Raw genomic sequence first — 17,866 nt, 5'->3', positions numbered from 1 at the left:
GTTTTGGGCACACATTTCTGTGCTATGGCAGGCAGTTACTAGGAAAATGGGCGGTGCGATTCATCAAACAAAATGACAAAAATATCGGTCATTATCGATGCATTTTTAAGAAATACTGGCAGGTTTTGTATCATGTTATTAAACAAAAACTATCTCCCACACTGTCAAAAGCAAAAAGTATGCTTTGATATAACGCATAAACATAAGCGTTAATGATGGTTAAAAATAGCAGTTTTAATAAACTTAACCGTGGTTTTGTCTATATAGAATTTATTGACTCTTAAGGCAAAATACGTCGGATCGGAGGGGAAAAACAAACTACCAGGCGCGATGAAAATATTATGACTCTTTGCGGCTTCTACCGCCTTTTTATCGTCCATCGGAATACGAAACCACAAAAAATTACCACTGGGATTATGCGGATAAAGCGTCAGGCCGTCGATTTTGTTTAGCTGAGTGATGGCAGTGGCTGACTTCTCCGCAGACAGATGCTTGAGCGCTTGCAAATGATTGGTCAAAGCGCCACTGGTGATCAGATGGTTGAGGATATTTTCCATGATGGATGAGGTATTGATCACCGTAATCATCTTAAGCCGTGTGAGTGATTTGATCACCGATTTGGAGGCGACGACAAAACCACATCTGATCGACGCAGAGACGGTTTTTGAAAAACTACTGACATAAATCACAGGACAGGTTTGATTAAAAAAGTAACTGGCAGCGTCGTCTCTTGCCAATAAAAACGGGTCGTTTTCCACAATAATCACATTATATTGGGTGCATAATGCCTGAATCTCTGCCATATTCTGAGACGTCAAATCTGTACCCATCGGGTTTTGTGCAAAAGGCTGCAAAAATAAAATCTTGGGCTGAGATTTAATAATAAGGGCTTCTAAATGATTAGCGTCTATGCCCAATTTGGTTCGCTTAATGGTATTAATAGCGACTTGATGTAATTCAAGCTTACTAAATAGCGGATAATATCCGGGAGACTCAACGATGACTGGATCGCCGCTGGTCAAAAAGTGCCGAATGATCAAGTCCAAACTGTGATTGGTGCCATAGGTCAATAGAACATTTTGCGATTCAACCGTCATAGCGCGCTTGCTTAGGATGTCGACCAGCAGCCCTCGCAGTAATACATTGCCAGCAGGATCGCCATTACCACGATCAAAATGTGCCACCTCAGCGCTTTCACTCCCAAAACGGTCACTAGCCGGCCCCAAATAGCGCTCAAGGTTGAGCTTATCCATGTACTCTTTGGGATAGCGGCCGGCCCCAGGCTTATGATGCGACTGGTTGACCATTTGTTGCTCCAACAAGTCAATACCTGTATAAAACGGGGTCGCGTTTAGCATGGGTGTGTTGGACAAATCCTCTCCCACATAAAAACCCGATTTGGGCAGCGCTTTGATCCAGTGCTGCTCAAGCAGCTTGTTATAAGCCGTGATTACGGTGTTTTTGGACACCTTATGTTTTTCGGCCATCGCTCGAATGGAGGGTATCTTGTCTCCTACTTTTTTTCGTCCAGACTTGATATCGTCAATCACAATGAGACAAATTTCTTCGAACTTTTTCACTGTCACACTCCATGTTGAGCAACCACCACGCTCAGTACGTACTCGCTTTCGCAAATGCTATTTCTAAAATAGAGTAGTAGCATGTGAGGAAAATATCACAACTGAAAGACCTATAGTTTATAATCTGGATATCAAAATTGATATTATTAAAGAGAGAACAGACCGAAAAGGTATCTCTTCATCTCAAGTCGCCAAGTCACTGAGCATCGCGCGATAAGGCTTATTTTGGTAACTCAGAAAAAAACACTAAAAAAGGTTGTCTACGCTATGAGCGTAAACAACCTTTTGATCGTGATTACCATCATAGTATCTGATGGCTAAGATTTTTTAACACCAATCAGGGATATCATGAATGGTATCTTAAAAGCAGAAAGCTACGCCTCTAATAGCGCATCACCATACTCATCACGCAAGTCTTTTTTCACCATTTTTCCGGCACCGTTTAGTAAGATGTTCTCTACAAAAATAACTTTGTCAGGTATCTGCCAGCTAGCAATTTTATCTTCATAAAAACTTAGCACTTGTGACTCATCGAGTTCTGCATTCTCTTCTTTTACCACAATCAGTACCGGACGTTCTCCCCATTTTTTATGTTTTGCGGCGATAGCAGCTGCCATTTTTATCTGTGGATGGCCGGCAGCGATATTTTCAAGCTCTACTGAGGAGATCCATTCTCCACCAGACTTAATTAAATCTTTTGATCGGTCACGAATATTCATATAACCATCAGCATCAATAGTTGCAATATCACCCGTGTCAAACCAGCCATCTTCTGTAATGGCATCAGGATTCTCTGTATAATAATCGTTGATAATCCAGTGACCTTTGATCTGCAAGCGACCCTGAGACACTCCATCCTCTTTGACTGGCTTAAGTGGCTCATCAGTGTCTATGAGACGTAACTGAACACCATACGGTGGACGTCCTTGAGAGTTACGTAGCTCGTCAATCTCATCTTTACTCAGTGATTTATGCTTAGCTTTTATTTGATTCATCGTTCCAAGTGGACTGGTCTCCGTCATACCCCAGCCGTGTACCGCATCGCAATTAAAGTCTTCTCTAAACGTTTTAATCACTGATGGTGGACAAGCGGCGCCACCGACAATGGTCCGCGTCATACTATCAAGCTTACTGCCTCTGGCTTTAGCGGCGGTCAATAGGCTTTGCCAAATCGTGGGAACGCCTAACGCAACCGTCACCTTATAATCATCAATGAGAGATACTAGGCTATCACCATCCAGATTGGGACCTGGGAGCATCAGAGAGCAGCCAGTTAATGCAGCCGCATAAGGGGTTCCCCACGCGTTGACATGGAACATCGGTACTACAGGGAGTAGGACGTCTTGCGCAGATAAACCCGATACGTCCGGCATACAGAGTGCCATCGCATGAAGCACAGAAGAGCGGTGCGTATATAAAATCCCTTTAGGATTGCCTGTCGTTCCTGAGGTATAGCAAAGCGAGCTGGCAATGGCTTCATCAAACTGAGGCCAATCAAAGTCAGCAGAGTACTCAGCTAATAACTCATCAAAGAATAACACCTCAGGCAGTTTTGCGACGACACTGTCCTCTCGAGCGCTCAAGCAGATAAAGTGCTCAATCCCTTTAATATCTTCTTTAATCGCCATGATAAGCGGTAGGAATGTGACATCAAAAAATAGCACGCGGTCATCAGCATCATTGATAATGTAACTAAGCTGCTCAGGAAATAGACGTGGATTGATAGTGTGGCAAACCATGCCACTGCCTGAAATCGCATACCAAGCTTCTAAGTGACGGCGATTGTTCCAAGCCAATGTGGCTAAGCGCTCTGATGATTTAAGTCCGAGGGCAGCTAAGGCATTGGCCAACCGTTTTGAATTATTCGAAATCGTAAGCCAATTAGTATGAGTCATTTGTCCATCGACTTCTTTGGACAAAACTGCTGTATCGCCATGATAGCGGGCAGCGTGTTCGATTAGACCACTGATCAGCAATGGCTGATACATCATTTTTCCTAACATAGTACATTCCCTGTCGTTGTTAAAAGTTCGCTTATTTTTATTCATGTATCCTCTAATACTAAAAATAAACCACAATTAAGAATAATCAGAATTGTGTGTCAAGACAAGATAATATTATGATCGCCCTCCATTAAAATAAACGGCTGTTCATTATTTATATATTGCTGCTAATACTCTATTTTCCTTTTCCTACTAATTTACCAAACAGCTAACTACATTAATCATCAATAAAAAATCGTTGAATTGCTCTAAACTCATTAGGGCGTGTTGAACATTCGACCATGGCACTGACAGCGACTATTTTTTAGGCGATTCGATGTTAAAAATAATAAGCTTAGTCACTCTAAGCGCTTATTTTTAACGATGAAGCGGCAAAAAAGAGTCCTGTCCCCTGCTTTTATCGTTGGGGCTGATGCTAAAATTGCCCCATACTGCGTTACAAATCTCGCTAAGGCATCTGCATTATCGTCGCTTTGTGCCTTGTCTGGAACAATTTTAGCGATCAGCAGTGCCTATTTGCGAATGTTCAACACGCCCTAAATTTCTTAGGTACTTTGCGCAATACCACATAATGCAAAAAAACCGATCAAATTAAATGATCGGTTTTTTGTTCGTGGTGGGATAGCAAGAACTAGGGACACGCCCTAAATACTTTGATAAGTTTTTTTAAAAACCAACTTCATTTTGCGTTAGTGCACGTACCTCAATCGGTACTGCATGAAACCAACCATTATCTGCGGTGCAATAAAACTGCCCGTCCCTAAAATCTACGATACACGCTGTAAAGTCGTTCCCTACTTGATCTTCCATAGCGTCTTCATCGCTCACATCACTCACGGCACACCATATTTCTTGATGGCCATTTTCAAGCATTAAGCGAGTTAATTGACTCCCCACCATTCCACTATCCATACCACTGACTCCTACAATGAAGATGATTATTTAGGCAAACAATCAGGTTACATCCGTGTTCATTCAACTATAAGCCTACGTCATCTTGAGTAAGCTCGACCTTTTTAACGGGTACAGCGTACTGCCATAGATGGCCTTTATCACAAACAAAGCCATCATCACCCAAAGACACGATAGACACTAATAATTCGTAATAACCATTATCGATGGCTGTCATAGCATGATCGTCACTGACATTGCTCACAGCACACCATACCTGATTATCATCCCGCTCTAATATTGCCTGAGTCAATCTACTACCCTGTAGTTCGATAAGCATGTCTAATCCCTCATTTTTAGTCTGTTATTTTTATACTTTACAGATAAATTCACTTTCTACAATATATTTTTTCGACTTGAAGGTTACAAATAGACATACTGAAAAGCAATTCTAGCTTGCCTTGAGTAGTGTTTTAGCTAATTACGACGATGATAAGCACGAGATATTTCATGGTGAAATCTATGCTACGTAACGTGATATAGGTCAAGGATATCAGAGTATTTTTTGTTAATATTGAACAGCTGGAAAAGCTTCAATACCAACAATAACCCCAACATCCTATATGGTAGCCAACCTTTTATAAGGTAAGAGAAAGTCAAAAAACACGCAAAATAAAGGGCTGACAATCTGCGACTGTCAGCCCTTTATCAATATTTGGTGGAGATGGCGGGAGTTGAACCCGCGTCCGCCAGCATTACGCTCATGAATCTACATGTTTAGTTTCTGTCTTTAAATTTAATCCGCACCGATCCGACAGTCAGGATGGATTGGACGATTCTCTACTTTTGAACCCAAGCGATTGAGACAATCCCTTGTGGCGAACCTATATGCGGACGCTTCAACTGGGCTAACCAACTATAGGTAATCGGCAGCGCAGTAAGCAGGGTTTAAGCTGCTAGAGCGTAAGTTTCGTCGTTTGCGACTATAACAATATATGTTTGATTAACGAGAGGACATACACTCTCGACATGCATCATTGAGTTTCATCACCAGCGTCGAAGCCAGAACATCCCCAATAAGACTGACTATTATATAGGATTTATTGATGGTTTTTCAACCTATACATAACCCTTATTACATTACGTTACAGCGAATCATCTTAAGCCAAGACGGTGTTTAGCCATTTGCCGATATTTTGAATCTGCGGCATACAGACTTGATGTGCCATCGAGTAAGTATGGTATTCAACGTTGTAGCCTTTGCTCGTCAATAACTGCTGCGCATGCTCGCCTAGGATGACAGGCACGACTGGATCATGCGTACCATGCTCAATCAGAATCGGCATGTCTTTATTGGCAGCACTATACTCAATATTGTCATTGGTCGCTAAGTAGGTGGAGAGCGTCATCAAGCCAGCTAAGCGCTCTGGGTAGCCAAGTGCCACGTGATACGCCACCGCCCCGCCCTGCGAAAATCCGGCAATAACGATGTGCTCTGGTGATACGCCGCGCTCAATCTCACGGCTAATCAAATCTTGTATCTGCTGAGCAGACTCTTCAATCTGAGCCACATCTACTTTGCGCTCCAGACTCATCTCTATGATGTCGTACCATGCTGGCATCACCATGCCGCCATTTACGGTTACTGGGCGTTTTGGTGCATGTGGAAAGATAAAACGTACTGCCATATCATCAGCCAAGCCAAGCTGCGGCACAACTGGCTCAAAATCATGACCGCTAGCACCTAAGCCGTGTAGCCAAATCACCGCGCGATCTATCTTTTTTTGAGAGGGATTGTGCTCAACGACGACGGCGTCTAAATAGTTACTCATAGTTATCCTTAATAATGTAGTGAGATATGCCCTAAGCATTTCTATGTTTTTTGTCAAAATAATGTATGTGTCATTATATGGTCAATATCATCTGTTAGTTTGAGAATATGTCAATAGTGAGGTACTAAATGGACAATAGCGAAAATGAGAACAGTATAAGAAGACACGTATGATTTTATGACCGATAAGCCCAGTACTATCAAGCTTATATACTGTCAACTGTCTACTCTTTAGTACATTTTCCTACAATTGTATCTGCATTAATGTTAAGTTCTTACAAAACTAAGCTCATACAAGAATGCAAGGCCTTTAGTTTCTTTTAGCAAACAGCAAGTAGCAACCAATAGTCAAACGCTAATCTTTTAATTCCTATCCCTACGTCCGATGGGATTTTTTATAATTTTGCAGGAACATTTTACATGACAATTTCTAATAAATCAGCGCTTGAGCTGAGTAAGCACACGCTGGCTAAAGTCAATAAGATTCATCTCGCCTTACCTTTAACGCTTGTCACCTCATTACTAATAGTAGGCTGCACTACTGATAGCCGCTCAACACTCACATCAAAAGCCTCTTCATCAATAGCGCAACTGCAATCACAGCCGCAACCGTCCTCACCTGTCGCATATACCTATGGCGTGCGTCCGTTTTATCTGATAAATGATATGGATGAGGGACCACTAAAACAAGAGCTACAGGCGTGCAGGGGGCAACTACCAAGTAAGACGGACTTCTCTATTGCGCATCGAGGTGCGCCATTACAGCTACCTGAACATACTTATGATAGTTACGTGGCGTCAGCACAAATGGGTGCTGGCATCTTAGAATGTGATGTTGCATTTACCAATGACGGTGAGCTTGTCTGTCGTCATGCCCAAAACGATTTGCACACCACGACTAATATTTTGACCACGCCGCTGGCCAAGCAATGTACCGTACCGCCTGTATTGGATGCTCAGGGTAAACTTACCAATGCCGATAGTATCGAATGTCGCACCTCAGATATCAGTGCCGCTCAATTTAAAACCTTGACGGGTAAGATGGATGCTGCCAATAAAAAAGCAACCAGTATTAGCGAGTATATGAATGCAACCGCACCGTGGCGAACGGACTTGTATTCACAAAATGGTCAGGTATTGACGTTAAAAGAGCATATCGCATTGGCACGCCAGCTAGGCATGAAGCACACGCCTGAGCTAAAAGCACCAGCCGTGACCATGCCGTTTAATGGCTATCGTTTAGACGATTATCGCCAACAGCTGATAGATACTTATAAGGCAGCGGGCGTGCCTGCAAGTGATGTATTTGCCCAGTCATTCAATATAGAAGATCTGGATTACTGGATCAAAAACGAGCCAGCTTATGGGGCTAATGCCGTCTATCTGATTGATGACAGCAATGAGACCGCTGACGATAAAACTTTTAATAAAAACGACGCAAGCACTTGGAGACATTCATTGGCTGATATCAAAGCACGCGGCATCAATACCATTGCACCGGCGCTTTGGTTATTAGTCACTACTGACGGTAAAGGCAATATGCAACCATCAGAATACGCAAAACAAGCCAAAGCCAATGGTCTAAAAATCATTACGTGGTCGATAGAGCGTTCAGGACCATTAACCGACGGTGGCGATTGGTACTATAGCGGTCTTGGAGATGCTATCAACAATGATGGTGATATGATGAATTATATTGACGTACTAGCGCAGGATGTCGGTGTCCAAGGCATTTTTTCAGACTGGCCCGCTACGGTAAGCTATTACGCCAATTGCAAAGGTCTTAAATAGATTTAGTCTATTAATAGATAATCACGCTTAGTTTGTATTACCGAGGCTAGCTTATCCATTGAGCTGGCCTTTTTGTTAAATGCATTAAAATGATTACACCGAAAACCATCTACTGAGCACCCTACTTTTCCATTAACTTTTCACACCATTCGGTTCCTAGTAGCAGGAGCATCCTGCTGTTTTGTGCTACGATAATTTACTAAGATTATAAGATGATGTAGAGACTATGACCCATATTTTACTGGTAGAAGATGATCCTGCGATCGCGATGTCGCTTAAGGTTACCTGCAAGCGCGAAGGCTGGCAGATGACTTGGCTGGATAATGCCAGTAGTGTGTTACCCATGCTGCATAGTCATGAAGCACAAGATCTATCGGCGATCATTATGGATGTCGGTCTGCCAGATGGCGATGGTCTGAGTCTGTGCCAACAAATACGTCATACACCTGATATCGACGCCTTAAAAGACTTGCCTATTGTATTTTTGACTGCACGTAGCGATGAGGTCGATCGTATTTTAGGGTTGGAGATGGGTGGCGATGATTACTGTGCCAAACCCTTTAGTCCACGTGAATTGGTCGCACGCCTAAAAGCCATTTGGCGACGTGAACAGCTGATTCAACAGTCAGGCTCTCATACCGTAAGCTCAAATGACAGCACTGACAGCACCTCCTCGAATAATCTATCAGGACAAGCATTAACGTTTGAAAACCAATCCGGCGTTTGGCACTATCAGCCGCTTAATTATTCATTAACGTGGCAAGAGCAAAAGCTGGAACTTAGTAACACCGAGCGCAAAGTTTTACTCACCTTATTACAAGCACCGAATCAAGTCTTTAGCCGTGAGCAGCTGCTTAACGCAGTTAGTGATTATCCTGATCATCGCCTAGCACGCACGATAGACAGCCATATCAAGTCGATTCGTAAGCAACTTGCGACTATTGATACGAGTATTGAAGTCATTCATACACATCGTGGACTGGGTTACGCATTATGTCCAGCTTAATAATAGCTGCTAATTTATGAATCATAATGCCAATAATGCTGAGAGCGATACTCATAACGACCAAAACAATTGGTATGCCAAATTGCATCCCATTGGTACTGTGCAGCAAACTCCTAAGCGTAAACGACTGCTCAATTTAAGTATATTTTTTAGGATTTGGCTGGCGGTCGCTTTGGTACTCATCATTTGTGGCATTGTTGTTTTTACTCAATTATTTGGCTACGTTAAGCCAACCGCCCAGCAGGTCATCGAAGACACGCTATTAGACACCAGTAAATTACTAGCCGCTAGCCTGCAAGTGCCATTGGCTACGGGCGAGCTATACGATGAAGCGTATCAAGCACAGCTCGATACTGCATTTGTGGGCATACCGGCGACTAACGAGCACTTAGGCGCTGTCAATCAAACCAAAAGCTATAGTAGCTTTCGGGTATATGTAACAGACAGCAGCGGCAGGGTCATTTATGATTCGCTACCCCAACCTGATAATAATGAGGGACAAAACTATGGGCGCTGGAATGATGTCTATCTCACATTAAGAGGTCAGTACGGTGCAAGAAGTACGCTGCGGGATAACCAGCAGCGTGATGGCTCGGTCATGTATGTCGCACAGCCAATAAAGAATATGTCTGGCGAGATTATCGGCGTGGTCAGCGTCGGCAAACCTGTCGCCAGCGTGCTACCTTATTTGGACGACACACGTAACCGCATGCTGATCACAGTGCTATTTATCAGCACGGCTGCCCTCATTTTAGCAGGTCTCATCGCATGGTGGCTCAAGCAAAGTATTACCTTGGTGACTCAATATACCAGTTCGCTGGCAGAAGACACCAAAAAACCCTATTTTTATCTGGGTCATGAGCTAAACAGCCTGACAGATACCATTGAGACTATGAAGCATCGACTAGAGAATCGTGCTTATGTCACTGATTATGTGCATACACTCACTCACGAGTTAAAAAGCCCTTTAACCGCCATTCGCGCCAGTAGTGAGCTGTTAGAAGATGATGGACTAGATGGTCATATGCTTGATCAGGATGATCGGCAGATGCTCATTGAGACGGTTGGTGAGCAAAGCGTAAAAATGCAGCAGCTCATCGACCGACTACTGTTGCTTGCAAAAGTTGAACAGCCTACTTTTAAGCTCAGTCGTCAGCTAACGCCGCTACTGCCATTATTACAGACTCTAATAAAAGACAATACCGCTAAGCAGCAACAGCAGAATCTACAACCTATCGATATATACATCGATGATCAGCACATGACAAACACTACAAACTTACCAGCAGAATTATTGGCCTCTACCAGTGTGTTTGCTGACCAATTTTGGTTGGTACAAGTCTTACAAAATGTGCTGGATAATGCCATTCATTTTGCTGATAACACGGTTGATATCTCGTTGCACAGCACAGCGCGAACGGTAATCATCGATATATTTAATGATGGAAAGCTATTGCCTGATTATGCTATTGAAAAAGCTTTTGAGCGTTATTTTAGCCTATCTCATCAAAGCCATTCTGTTCAGCAAGTGAAAAATCAGAATACAACCTATACGCTAGATACAGGTTCAGCACATCACAAAGCTGGCTCAAAACAGTCCGATAGTATTCTCAAAAAAGGCACCGGTCTTGGACTCACTTTAGTGAAGCAAGTCATTGAGCATCATGGCGGTCAGGTAACTATTGATAATATCCATGCTAATGATAATGAAATTGGCACTGATAAAACTGATACTGGTAAAAATCAGCGTTCTGGTGTGATGGTTAGTATTACCCTGCCCCTGGCTTAAGAATAGGCATTGATAACAGTTCATCAATTTTCCATCATGACTGCACAGGATTTCTACTTCTTTATTTTACGATAGCACTAAGATCTATTGAACCATCAAATCCGTAAAGCAGATTAGAAGGAGAACATTTATGTCACGTCAATTAACTGATAACCCTATCATCAAGCACCTAATCGGCCTCAGCCGTCATCACTGCGCGCAGATACTATCCAGCCAAGGTGTCGGTAGTATTGAGTTTGGACATTGGCTAGCGATTCCTAGTCAGCAATTATTACTGGTCTTTCGGCATCAGCAATGTATAGCTATTGATGAATATCGATTGGCAGCCTGATATCTTGCTCGCTCAGCACGTTGATTGTTTTTAGGTAACCCCTGTATTTTATTGGGACATAAAAAAGCCCTTTATCATTTCTAGTATTAAACTACTGGAAACAATAAAGGGCTGACTTCTCTAAGGCAAAAATACTAAGTAATCGATTGTACTGGCGGCTTCACATCCGCGTTCTGACCACGGTGACGCAGATAGTGATCGAGCACTACAATCGCTAGCATCGCTTCGGCAATAGGCGTGGCACGCACACCGACGCAAGGATCATGACGGCCTTTGGTGAGCATATCGACTGCTTCACCTTGGGTGTTGATGCTCTTGCCTGCAGTTGTGATGCTAGATGTTGGTTTTAGCGCGATACTGACACGGATATCTTGGCCTGATGAGATACCGCCCAAGACACCGCCCGCATGATTGGCTGCAAACCCATCTGGCGTCAGCTCATCACGAGCGCTATGTCCAAATTGACCTGCCACTGCCATACCATCGCCAATCTCAACCCCTTTGACCGCATTGATACTCATCATCGCATGAGCGATATCGGCATCTAAACGATCAAATACTGGCTCGCCCAGACCTACGGGTACACCGCTCGCGATAATATCAAGGCGTGCACCGCAACTGGTGCCTTCGCGGCGCAAGTTGTCAATCAAGGTCTCAAAACGGCCAATCGCTTCTTTGTCTGCGCAGAAGAACGGATTGCTATTGACAAATTCCCAATCGATCTGACTCGGGTCTAGTACATTGCTATGCTCATTGCCGATTTGGGTCACATGACCACGAATCTGTACGCCCAGCCGTTCTTGTAAGTACTTCTTAGCAATAGCACCAGCAGCCACTCGCATAGCCGTCTCACGCGCTGACGAGCGACCACCACCGCGATAATCACGAAAGCCGTATTTCATACTGTAAGTATAATCGGCATGTCCAGGACGGAAGGTATCTTTGATATCGCTATAGTCTTTTGATTTTTGATTGGTATTGCGAATCAATAGACCGATGGATGTCCCTGTGGTTTTGCCTTCAAATACGCCAGAGATAATCTCAACTTCATCAGACTCACGGCGCTGGGTTGAATACTTAGACGTACCCGGTTTGCGACGATCCAGATCTACTTGTAAATCGTCTGCAGATAATGCTAAACCTGGTGGTACGCCATCAACGATGGCCATCAGTCCTGCGCCATGTGACTCACCGCACGTGGTGACCGTAAAAACCTGCCCAATACTATTGCCTGCCATAATTGTCCTTAAACAAGTAAACGCGACTGATGGTTGTTCGACCAACCTTTTATGATTATCGCTGATCAGTTTTTATATGCTCGATTTTGTGACCCACACTCAACTATTGCATGCTATCTAATAGTTGCACATAAGCGGCAAACAGTTGACGATTGGCTACCAATTCATCATAAGTAATCGCAAAAACCCCATGTCCGCCATGTGCAAACTTCAACCAATCAAACTGAATCTCAGGATAGGCTTGCTTTAATGCCCATTCGCTGTCACCCACTTCACAGACCAGCAAACCATCTGGGCTAAGGTAATCTGACGCTTCAAATAAAATACGATGTACCAAATCCAAGCCGTCTTGACCCGCGGCTAATGCATGCTCAGGCTCATATAAAAACTCAGGCGGCAAATCTGCCATGATAGCCGCATCGACATACGGTGGATTGGTGACGATAAGCTCATACTGGTTCTCAGCAGGTATCTTGGCAAACAAATCAGACTCGATTACGTTCACTTGATGGCCAAGGTCATGATGATCGACATTGACCATTGCCACGTCCAGCGCGCCTTTATCGATATCGATAGCATCAACCAACGCATCAACGAAACGGGTAGCAAGCGCGATTGCGATACAACCAGAGCCAGTACACAAGTCTAAGATACGCTCAGGCTGCGACAACTGCTTCACATCCAAGCCATGATCATAAAATACTGCTGACTTTTCATTCGGGCTAACACCCAGTGGTTTGGCGAGTTCAGTAACTTCAAAATACGGATGGAACTGCTGACGAATCAACTCTGCGATTGGCGAGCGCGGGATAAGCACGCGCTCATCCACATAAAAAGGCAAATCACAGAAATACGACAAGTTAATCAGATAGCTCAGCGGCTTACGTTCAGCGATGCGCTCTTCTAATAGTCCTAGCACTGCCTGCTTCTCTGACGTGGTCAAACGACAGTCTAAAATCTGCTCATTGGCTGACCAATCTAAAGACAACGAATGAAGCACAATGGCTGAGGCTTCTGCAAACTCATCGGTCGTGCCTTGCGCGACAACCACATCATAGTTACGCAATTGTGTGACGGAAAAACGAATAAAGTCGCGAATACTCACTAGCTGCTCGCGTGCTTCTTCTAACTCGGCATGTAAGTTAGCAAGTTCGCCATCCTCACCAAGAAGTCCAGTTTCTAGATCATACTCCATCTCACCTTCTAAGCCCTTAGACTCATCATCACTGAAGTATTGGTTTTGAAACTCTTCTGCACTCATTGTTTGGTCTTCTGACATATCGCACCTTATGGATTAACTATTAGCAGGTTAAATGGCTTGTTGCTAAAAATCGATCTATTAATAAAAAAATTAATCATACATTATAGACGTAAACGCCAAATAGCGCCAATCACTGTCATTTTTACTAAAACAAAAAATAGTGAAAATAATGAGGAGTTTGCGTAAGCAGCCTGCCTGTCGCCGTACACATTTTGGCTAAAATATTACTCAACTGTAGCGAATACGTCAGCAGTTGACGTTTAACCCACTCTAAATGCAAAAAGATAGACCAAAAGTTTGCGAAGCAACCAAATTATGCGCATAATAGCCGCATTAGTAGCAACCACAAGTGATTCAATATGATGAAAATAAAGCCTATTATTACTGCTATATCTATCGCTGCCATGAGTGCCAGCGTTGGCGCACTTGCCGCCACTGCCGATAATACTCGCACATTGCCAGTACGAACAGCAAACGCCATGCCAGGCCTTGCTCAAAAGGTGAGCCTCAATGTGCAAGAAAATCGTAGTCGCTCAGATGGTGCTGCTACTGTACAGTTAAATACAGAGAACGCAAAACCCGTTGATAGCATGAACCAGCTGATCAACACTAAGCAAGATGCTCAAAATAGCACGCCAGCACCCGCTGCTGACAATATGAGCGCTGCTGAGTTGACGCGTAAAGATGAGCAGTCAGATAGCACTGATGATATCAGCGAAGGCCAAGCGGTCGCTGCACCCAGCGATGTCTCCTCTATCGACTCATCTGATCCACTCGCCTTTGAGTTACCGGAGAGTGAAAAGCGTCAAGACTTCAGTGATGATCCAACCATCAAAAATATCGAAGACAAAGATGGTAAGAGATATACCACATTAAACTTGTCAAATTACGCACAACAAGTCAATAACGCTGTCTGGTCGCCTAACATGAAAGTCAACTCAGCCATGACGATCAAAATGCAAGCGTTGCTCGATTGGAACCATGCCTCTCCTGGTCCTATCGACGGTGGCTGGGGTATGAACAGCAAAAAAGCCCTTACTAACTTCCAAGCGATGAAAGGCTTGCCAACCACAGGTAGAATGGATCAAAAAACGTGGGATGCCTTGGTTAAGAACATTCCTGCAACCAAACCTGTGCTTGTGACTTATACCTTGACTGATGATGATATTAATACCAACTTTGCCACCACGCCTGCTAGTGCAGAAGCCAAGTCAAAAATGAAAGGGCTGTATTATCAAGATATCAAAGAGATGCTTGGTGAACGCTTCCATATGGACGTACGCTACTTGGATAAACTCAATAAGAACAAAGAATACAAAGCTGGTGAGACCATCACTGTACTGAATACCCGTGGTGCGTTAAACAAGCGAATCAACCGCGTGGTCGCTAACAAAGCTGATAAAACGTTATATGCTTATGATGGCAACCAACTGGTAGCGACTTACCCAACGACCGTTGGTAGTGATGACACGCCGTCACCACATGGTACTTATAAGATTGTCAATAAAGTCAAAATGCCGTGGTATAAAGCCACAGTCGGTGAAGGCGCTCAGAAAAAAGTGCATATGTTGCCACCAGGACCAAACAATCCAGTCGGTGTGGTATGGATGGGCTTATCTAAACCGTCATATGGCCTACATGGCTCACCAAAACCTGAAGGTATCAGTCGCCAAGCCTCACATGGCTGTATCCGCTTGACCAACTGGGATGTGCTTGAGGTTTATGCCAATATCGAAAATGGCGCAACCGTTGAGCTTAAATAACGCTTTAACCTAAATCGCTATCAGCACTTACTACCAAAAAAGACCTCACTATTGAGGTCTTTTTTACGTTTGGCGACGCTTTAGCGTTTTTACTACTAGAACCAACATCATCTGAGCATCAAGCCAAAATCTGATCATCCGTCATGCTTTATGACCATCTTCGTTACCAGTGATGCTACCGATTTTTTTGGCAAAGAACATGGTGATGGGAATAGACGCCGCTGCACCCACTGCGACCGCTATTTGCATATGCGCGATCTCATCGAAACCCATAATGAGCGTACCGATGATGACAATCCCTGTGGTGACAGTGCCTGCTATGATGTAAATGACAGCAAATAATGGCCAGTTCATGACTTAATCCTTACTTTATGTGTGGGTATAGTTACTTTATACGCCATATCCCTACTAAAGGTAAGTATTTAATATAGACGCCAGCCTCATACATTTTGGCTGACTTATTCTAAAACCCATGTTAATATAAGGGTATTTCTCACTTATATTTCGCTATCTTCATTAATACTCATTTCCTATAAATTTTTACTCCGATTCCACTTTACATTCAGCCCCTCGTTCATACCCTTACTACGATACCTCTTTCTATTTTGCCCAATGTCATGTCTAGCACTTTGCTTTTGCACAAAAAAAAGACAGCTTATCCCTTATTTTTCATTACAATAATGGTTTTATTTCATCTGACTAATAAAGCCCAATCGCTATGACCGCTTCTGATAATACGTCACAACAGAAAAAACCAGACACCGCTTCTCAGATTTCATCTGATATGACAAAAGAGACATCTAAGAGAAAGATCGATGATGCTCATGAACCAGAACAGACCACTGAACAGGAGTATGCAACCGAAAACAGTGAAGAGGAGTCGCTCTCTGAAACAAAAATCGTCATGACCTCACCAGAGCCTGATGTCGTCATTGCCACGCTAGACGCGCCTGATGATGACTCAGATCAATCTGAATTATCCAGCCCAAACGCAGACACAGCCGCTCACGCATCAGAGACAGCGTCTGAGGCTTTTCTTCAAACACAAGAAGATTCAGACACTTCCGAAGCGCCCAACAATCATGTTAGCCAACCTGTCGAACCCATTTCGATCGATCATAGTATCCATGAAAATGATCCTGCCGTTGCTGACGTCGATGATCATCTAACCACAGAGTCTGCAACGACAAACACTAGTGGTGAAAATGTGGAGAGTGATGACGACGAGCAACAGTCAGAAGAAAAGATCAAAGATGAAAGAGAGGCCAAGCTAGAATCCTACAAGCAATTCGTGGCCGAGCAGTTTAGCGATCAAAAGATAGACTATCCTGAAGTCCGTGTCACGATCGAGGCCAACGCCCTACCAAGTAAAATGTACTTTGTAATGAACACGCTATCAGCCATTATTGCCAGTTATGGCTTGGTGACCAATTCAGCCGCAGTGGTTATTGGCGCGATGTTGGTCGCCATGATGCTCGGTCCGATTACAGGTGTCGCCCTAGCGATTATTGACTACCGTATGCCACTGTTGCGTAAGTCGTTGCTCACCGTGTTAGCGGGGGTGTTTTTGGTGATATTGGTCGGCTTTGTGGTGGGTCTATTGCATCAAGGTCAACCGCTGACCAATGAGATTTTGTCTCGTACCCAGCCCACGTCTATGGACTTGATGATTGCACTGGCTGGCGGTACGGCTGGTGCATATGCGATGGTGTCTCCGCACCTGTCCGTCGCCGTTGTTGGGGTTGCTGTAGCCACCGCCTTGGTGCCACCACTCGCGGCCAGTGGCATTTTATTTGCCAATGGCGAGATACAGATGGGGCTAGGTGCTGCCTTATTGGCCCTGACCAACATCATTGCCATTCAGTTTACTAATGCCATGGTACTGTGGTTTTTAGGCTTCAGGCGCTTGGTCGATGATGATTATGAATCGGGCACCTATTTGATATTTTTCCGTCGAAATGCCGTCACCCTATTGTTACTGGTCGGCTTGGGCATTTATCTTACTCTAAACCTCAATAGCAATGCCAAGCAGCAGACCTTTGAAAACAATGTCAAAGAAGCAATTAATGAACATTTTATCGATCAAGGTAACGTACTGACCAACATACAATTTGATAAGAATAATGCGTTTCAAATCATTCGTGCCGTGGTACGCGGTGAGACCAGTCCAAATTCACAAGATGTGCAGCAGATAGAGGATGTGATTACCAAAGACATGGCAGAAAACTTCCCCAAATACTTGCCTATTAAATTGCAATTGCGCTACTTGCCAGTGCAGGTCATTGAGTCTGATCCATTAATCAAAGACAAGCTTGATGAGACTGATGCGGTAATTTTGACCAATTCACCATGATGCACCCTATATGAGCGGCAAATCATGAA

General features: G+C 43.8%; 14 protein-coding genes and 1 other RNA gene. 6 read left to right on the top strand and 9 right to left on the bottom strand.

Going from position 1 to position 17,866, the window contains the following annotated elements; translation table 11 throughout:
• Nucleotides 1-209: 209 nt before the first annotated feature.
• The 6 genes from BLR43_RS03870 to BLR43_RS03845 all read right to left on the bottom strand — a co-directional run bounded on the left by BLR43_RS03870 (nucleotide 210) and on the right by BLR43_RS03845 (nucleotide 6,306).
• Nucleotides 210-1,634 (bottom strand): aminotransferase-like domain-containing protein, encoded by a 1,425-nt coding sequence (locus BLR43_RS03870; RefSeq protein WP_093068931.1) that lies wholly within the window; start codon nucleotides 1,632-1,634, stop codon nucleotides 210-212.
• A gap of 320 nt (nucleotides 1,635-1,954) precedes the next feature.
• Complete coding sequence (locus tag BLR43_RS03865; protein ID WP_093068928.1) at nucleotides 1,955-3,583, bottom strand: long-chain fatty acid--CoA ligase; 1,629 nt, start codon at nucleotides 3,581-3,583, stop codon at nucleotides 1,955-1,957.
• A gap of 666 nt (nucleotides 3,584-4,249) precedes the next feature.
• A complete protein-coding gene (locus BLR43_RS03860; RefSeq protein WP_093068926.1) occupies nucleotides 4,250-4,495 on the bottom strand; it encodes a hypothetical protein in 246 nt (81 codons plus the stop codon).
• Nucleotides 4,496-4,562: 67 nt separating this feature from the next.
• Nucleotides 4,563-4,814, bottom strand: coding sequence for a hypothetical protein (locus BLR43_RS03855; protein ID WP_058024156.1), 252 nt, complete (start codon nucleotides 4,812-4,814; stop codon nucleotides 4,563-4,565).
• 376 nt (nucleotides 4,815-5,190) lie between these two features.
• Nucleotides 5,191-5,549, bottom strand: a transfer-messenger RNA (tmRNA) gene (ssrA, locus tag BLR43_RS03850).
• Between the two features lie 85 nt (nucleotides 5,550-5,634).
• Complete coding sequence (locus BLR43_RS03845; protein WP_071003544.1) at nucleotides 5,635-6,306, bottom strand: alpha/beta hydrolase; 672 nt, start codon at nucleotides 6,304-6,306, stop codon at nucleotides 5,635-5,637.
• A 419-nt stretch (nucleotides 6,307-6,725) separates the two neighbouring features.
• Between BLR43_RS03845 and BLR43_RS03840 the strand changes: the two genes are divergently transcribed.
• The 4 genes from BLR43_RS03840 (at nucleotide 6,726) to BLR43_RS03825 (ending at nucleotide 11,222) form a co-directional block, all read left to right on the top strand.
• On the top strand, nucleotides 6,726-8,096 hold the full coding sequence (locus BLR43_RS03840; RefSeq protein ID WP_071003543.1) for a glycerophosphodiester phosphodiesterase family protein: 1,371 nt from the start codon (nucleotides 6,726-6,728) through the stop codon (nucleotides 8,094-8,096).
• A 226-nt stretch (nucleotides 8,097-8,322) separates the two neighbouring features.
• Complete coding sequence (locus BLR43_RS03835; RefSeq protein ID WP_071003542.1) at nucleotides 8,323-9,102, top strand: response regulator; 780 nt, start codon at nucleotides 8,323-8,325, stop codon at nucleotides 9,100-9,102.
• A gap of 16 nt (nucleotides 9,103-9,118) precedes the next feature.
• Nucleotides 9,119-10,891: a two-component system sensor histidine kinase CreC gene (gene creC / locus BLR43_RS03830; protein ID WP_093068923.1), complete on the top strand. Its 1,773-nt coding sequence runs from the start codon at nucleotides 9,119-9,121 to the stop codon at nucleotides 10,889-10,891.
• Nucleotides 10,892-11,021: 130 nt separating this feature from the next.
• Complete coding sequence (locus BLR43_RS03825) at nucleotides 11,022-11,222, top strand: hypothetical protein (protein ID WP_093068922.1); 201 nt, start codon at nucleotides 11,022-11,024, stop codon at nucleotides 11,220-11,222.
• A gap of 134 nt (nucleotides 11,223-11,356) precedes the next feature.
• On the opposite strand, the gene aroC is transcribed toward BLR43_RS03825, so the two are convergent.
• Nucleotides 11,357-12,460, bottom strand: a complete 1,104-nt coding sequence (aroC, locus tag BLR43_RS03820; RefSeq protein WP_093068921.1) for a chorismate synthase — start codon at nucleotides 12,458-12,460, stop codon at nucleotides 11,357-11,359.
• Between the two features lie 103 nt (nucleotides 12,461-12,563).
• Nucleotides 12,564-13,739, bottom strand: a complete 1,176-nt coding sequence (prmB, locus tag BLR43_RS03815; RefSeq protein WP_093068920.1) for a 50S ribosomal protein L3 N(5)-glutamine methyltransferase — start codon at nucleotides 13,737-13,739, stop codon at nucleotides 12,564-12,566.
• A gap of 341 nt (nucleotides 13,740-14,080) precedes the next feature.
• Here prmB and BLR43_RS03810 point away from each other — a divergent pair, with 341 nt between their 5' ends.
• Nucleotides 14,081-15,484 carry a L,D-transpeptidase family protein gene (locus BLR43_RS03810; protein ID WP_201587636.1) on the top strand — a complete coding sequence of 468 codons (1,404 nt, stop codon included), beginning with the start codon at nucleotides 14,081-14,083 and terminating at the stop codon, nucleotides 15,482-15,484.
• A gap of 141 nt (nucleotides 15,485-15,625) precedes the next feature.
• On the opposite strand, the gene BLR43_RS03805 is transcribed toward BLR43_RS03810, so the two are convergent.
• A complete protein-coding gene (locus BLR43_RS03805) occupies nucleotides 15,626-15,838 on the bottom strand; it encodes a hypothetical protein (protein ID WP_071003537.1) in 213 nt (70 codons plus the stop codon).
• Nucleotides 15,839-16,202: 364 nt separating this feature from the next.
• Between BLR43_RS03805 and BLR43_RS03800 the strand changes: the two genes are divergently transcribed.
• Nucleotides 16,203-17,837: a DUF389 domain-containing protein gene (locus tag BLR43_RS03800; RefSeq protein WP_093068919.1), complete on the top strand. Its 1,635-nt coding sequence runs from the start codon at nucleotides 16,203-16,205 to the stop codon at nucleotides 17,835-17,837.
• Nucleotides 17,838-17,866: the final 29 nt, after the last annotated feature.

The sequence above is a fragment of the Psychrobacter pacificensis genome (assembly GCF_900101915.1).
Lineage (GTDB): Bacteria > Pseudomonadota > Gammaproteobacteria > Pseudomonadales > Moraxellaceae > Psychrobacter > Psychrobacter pacificensis.
This window is presented reverse-complemented; position numbering and strand designations above follow the sequence as displayed.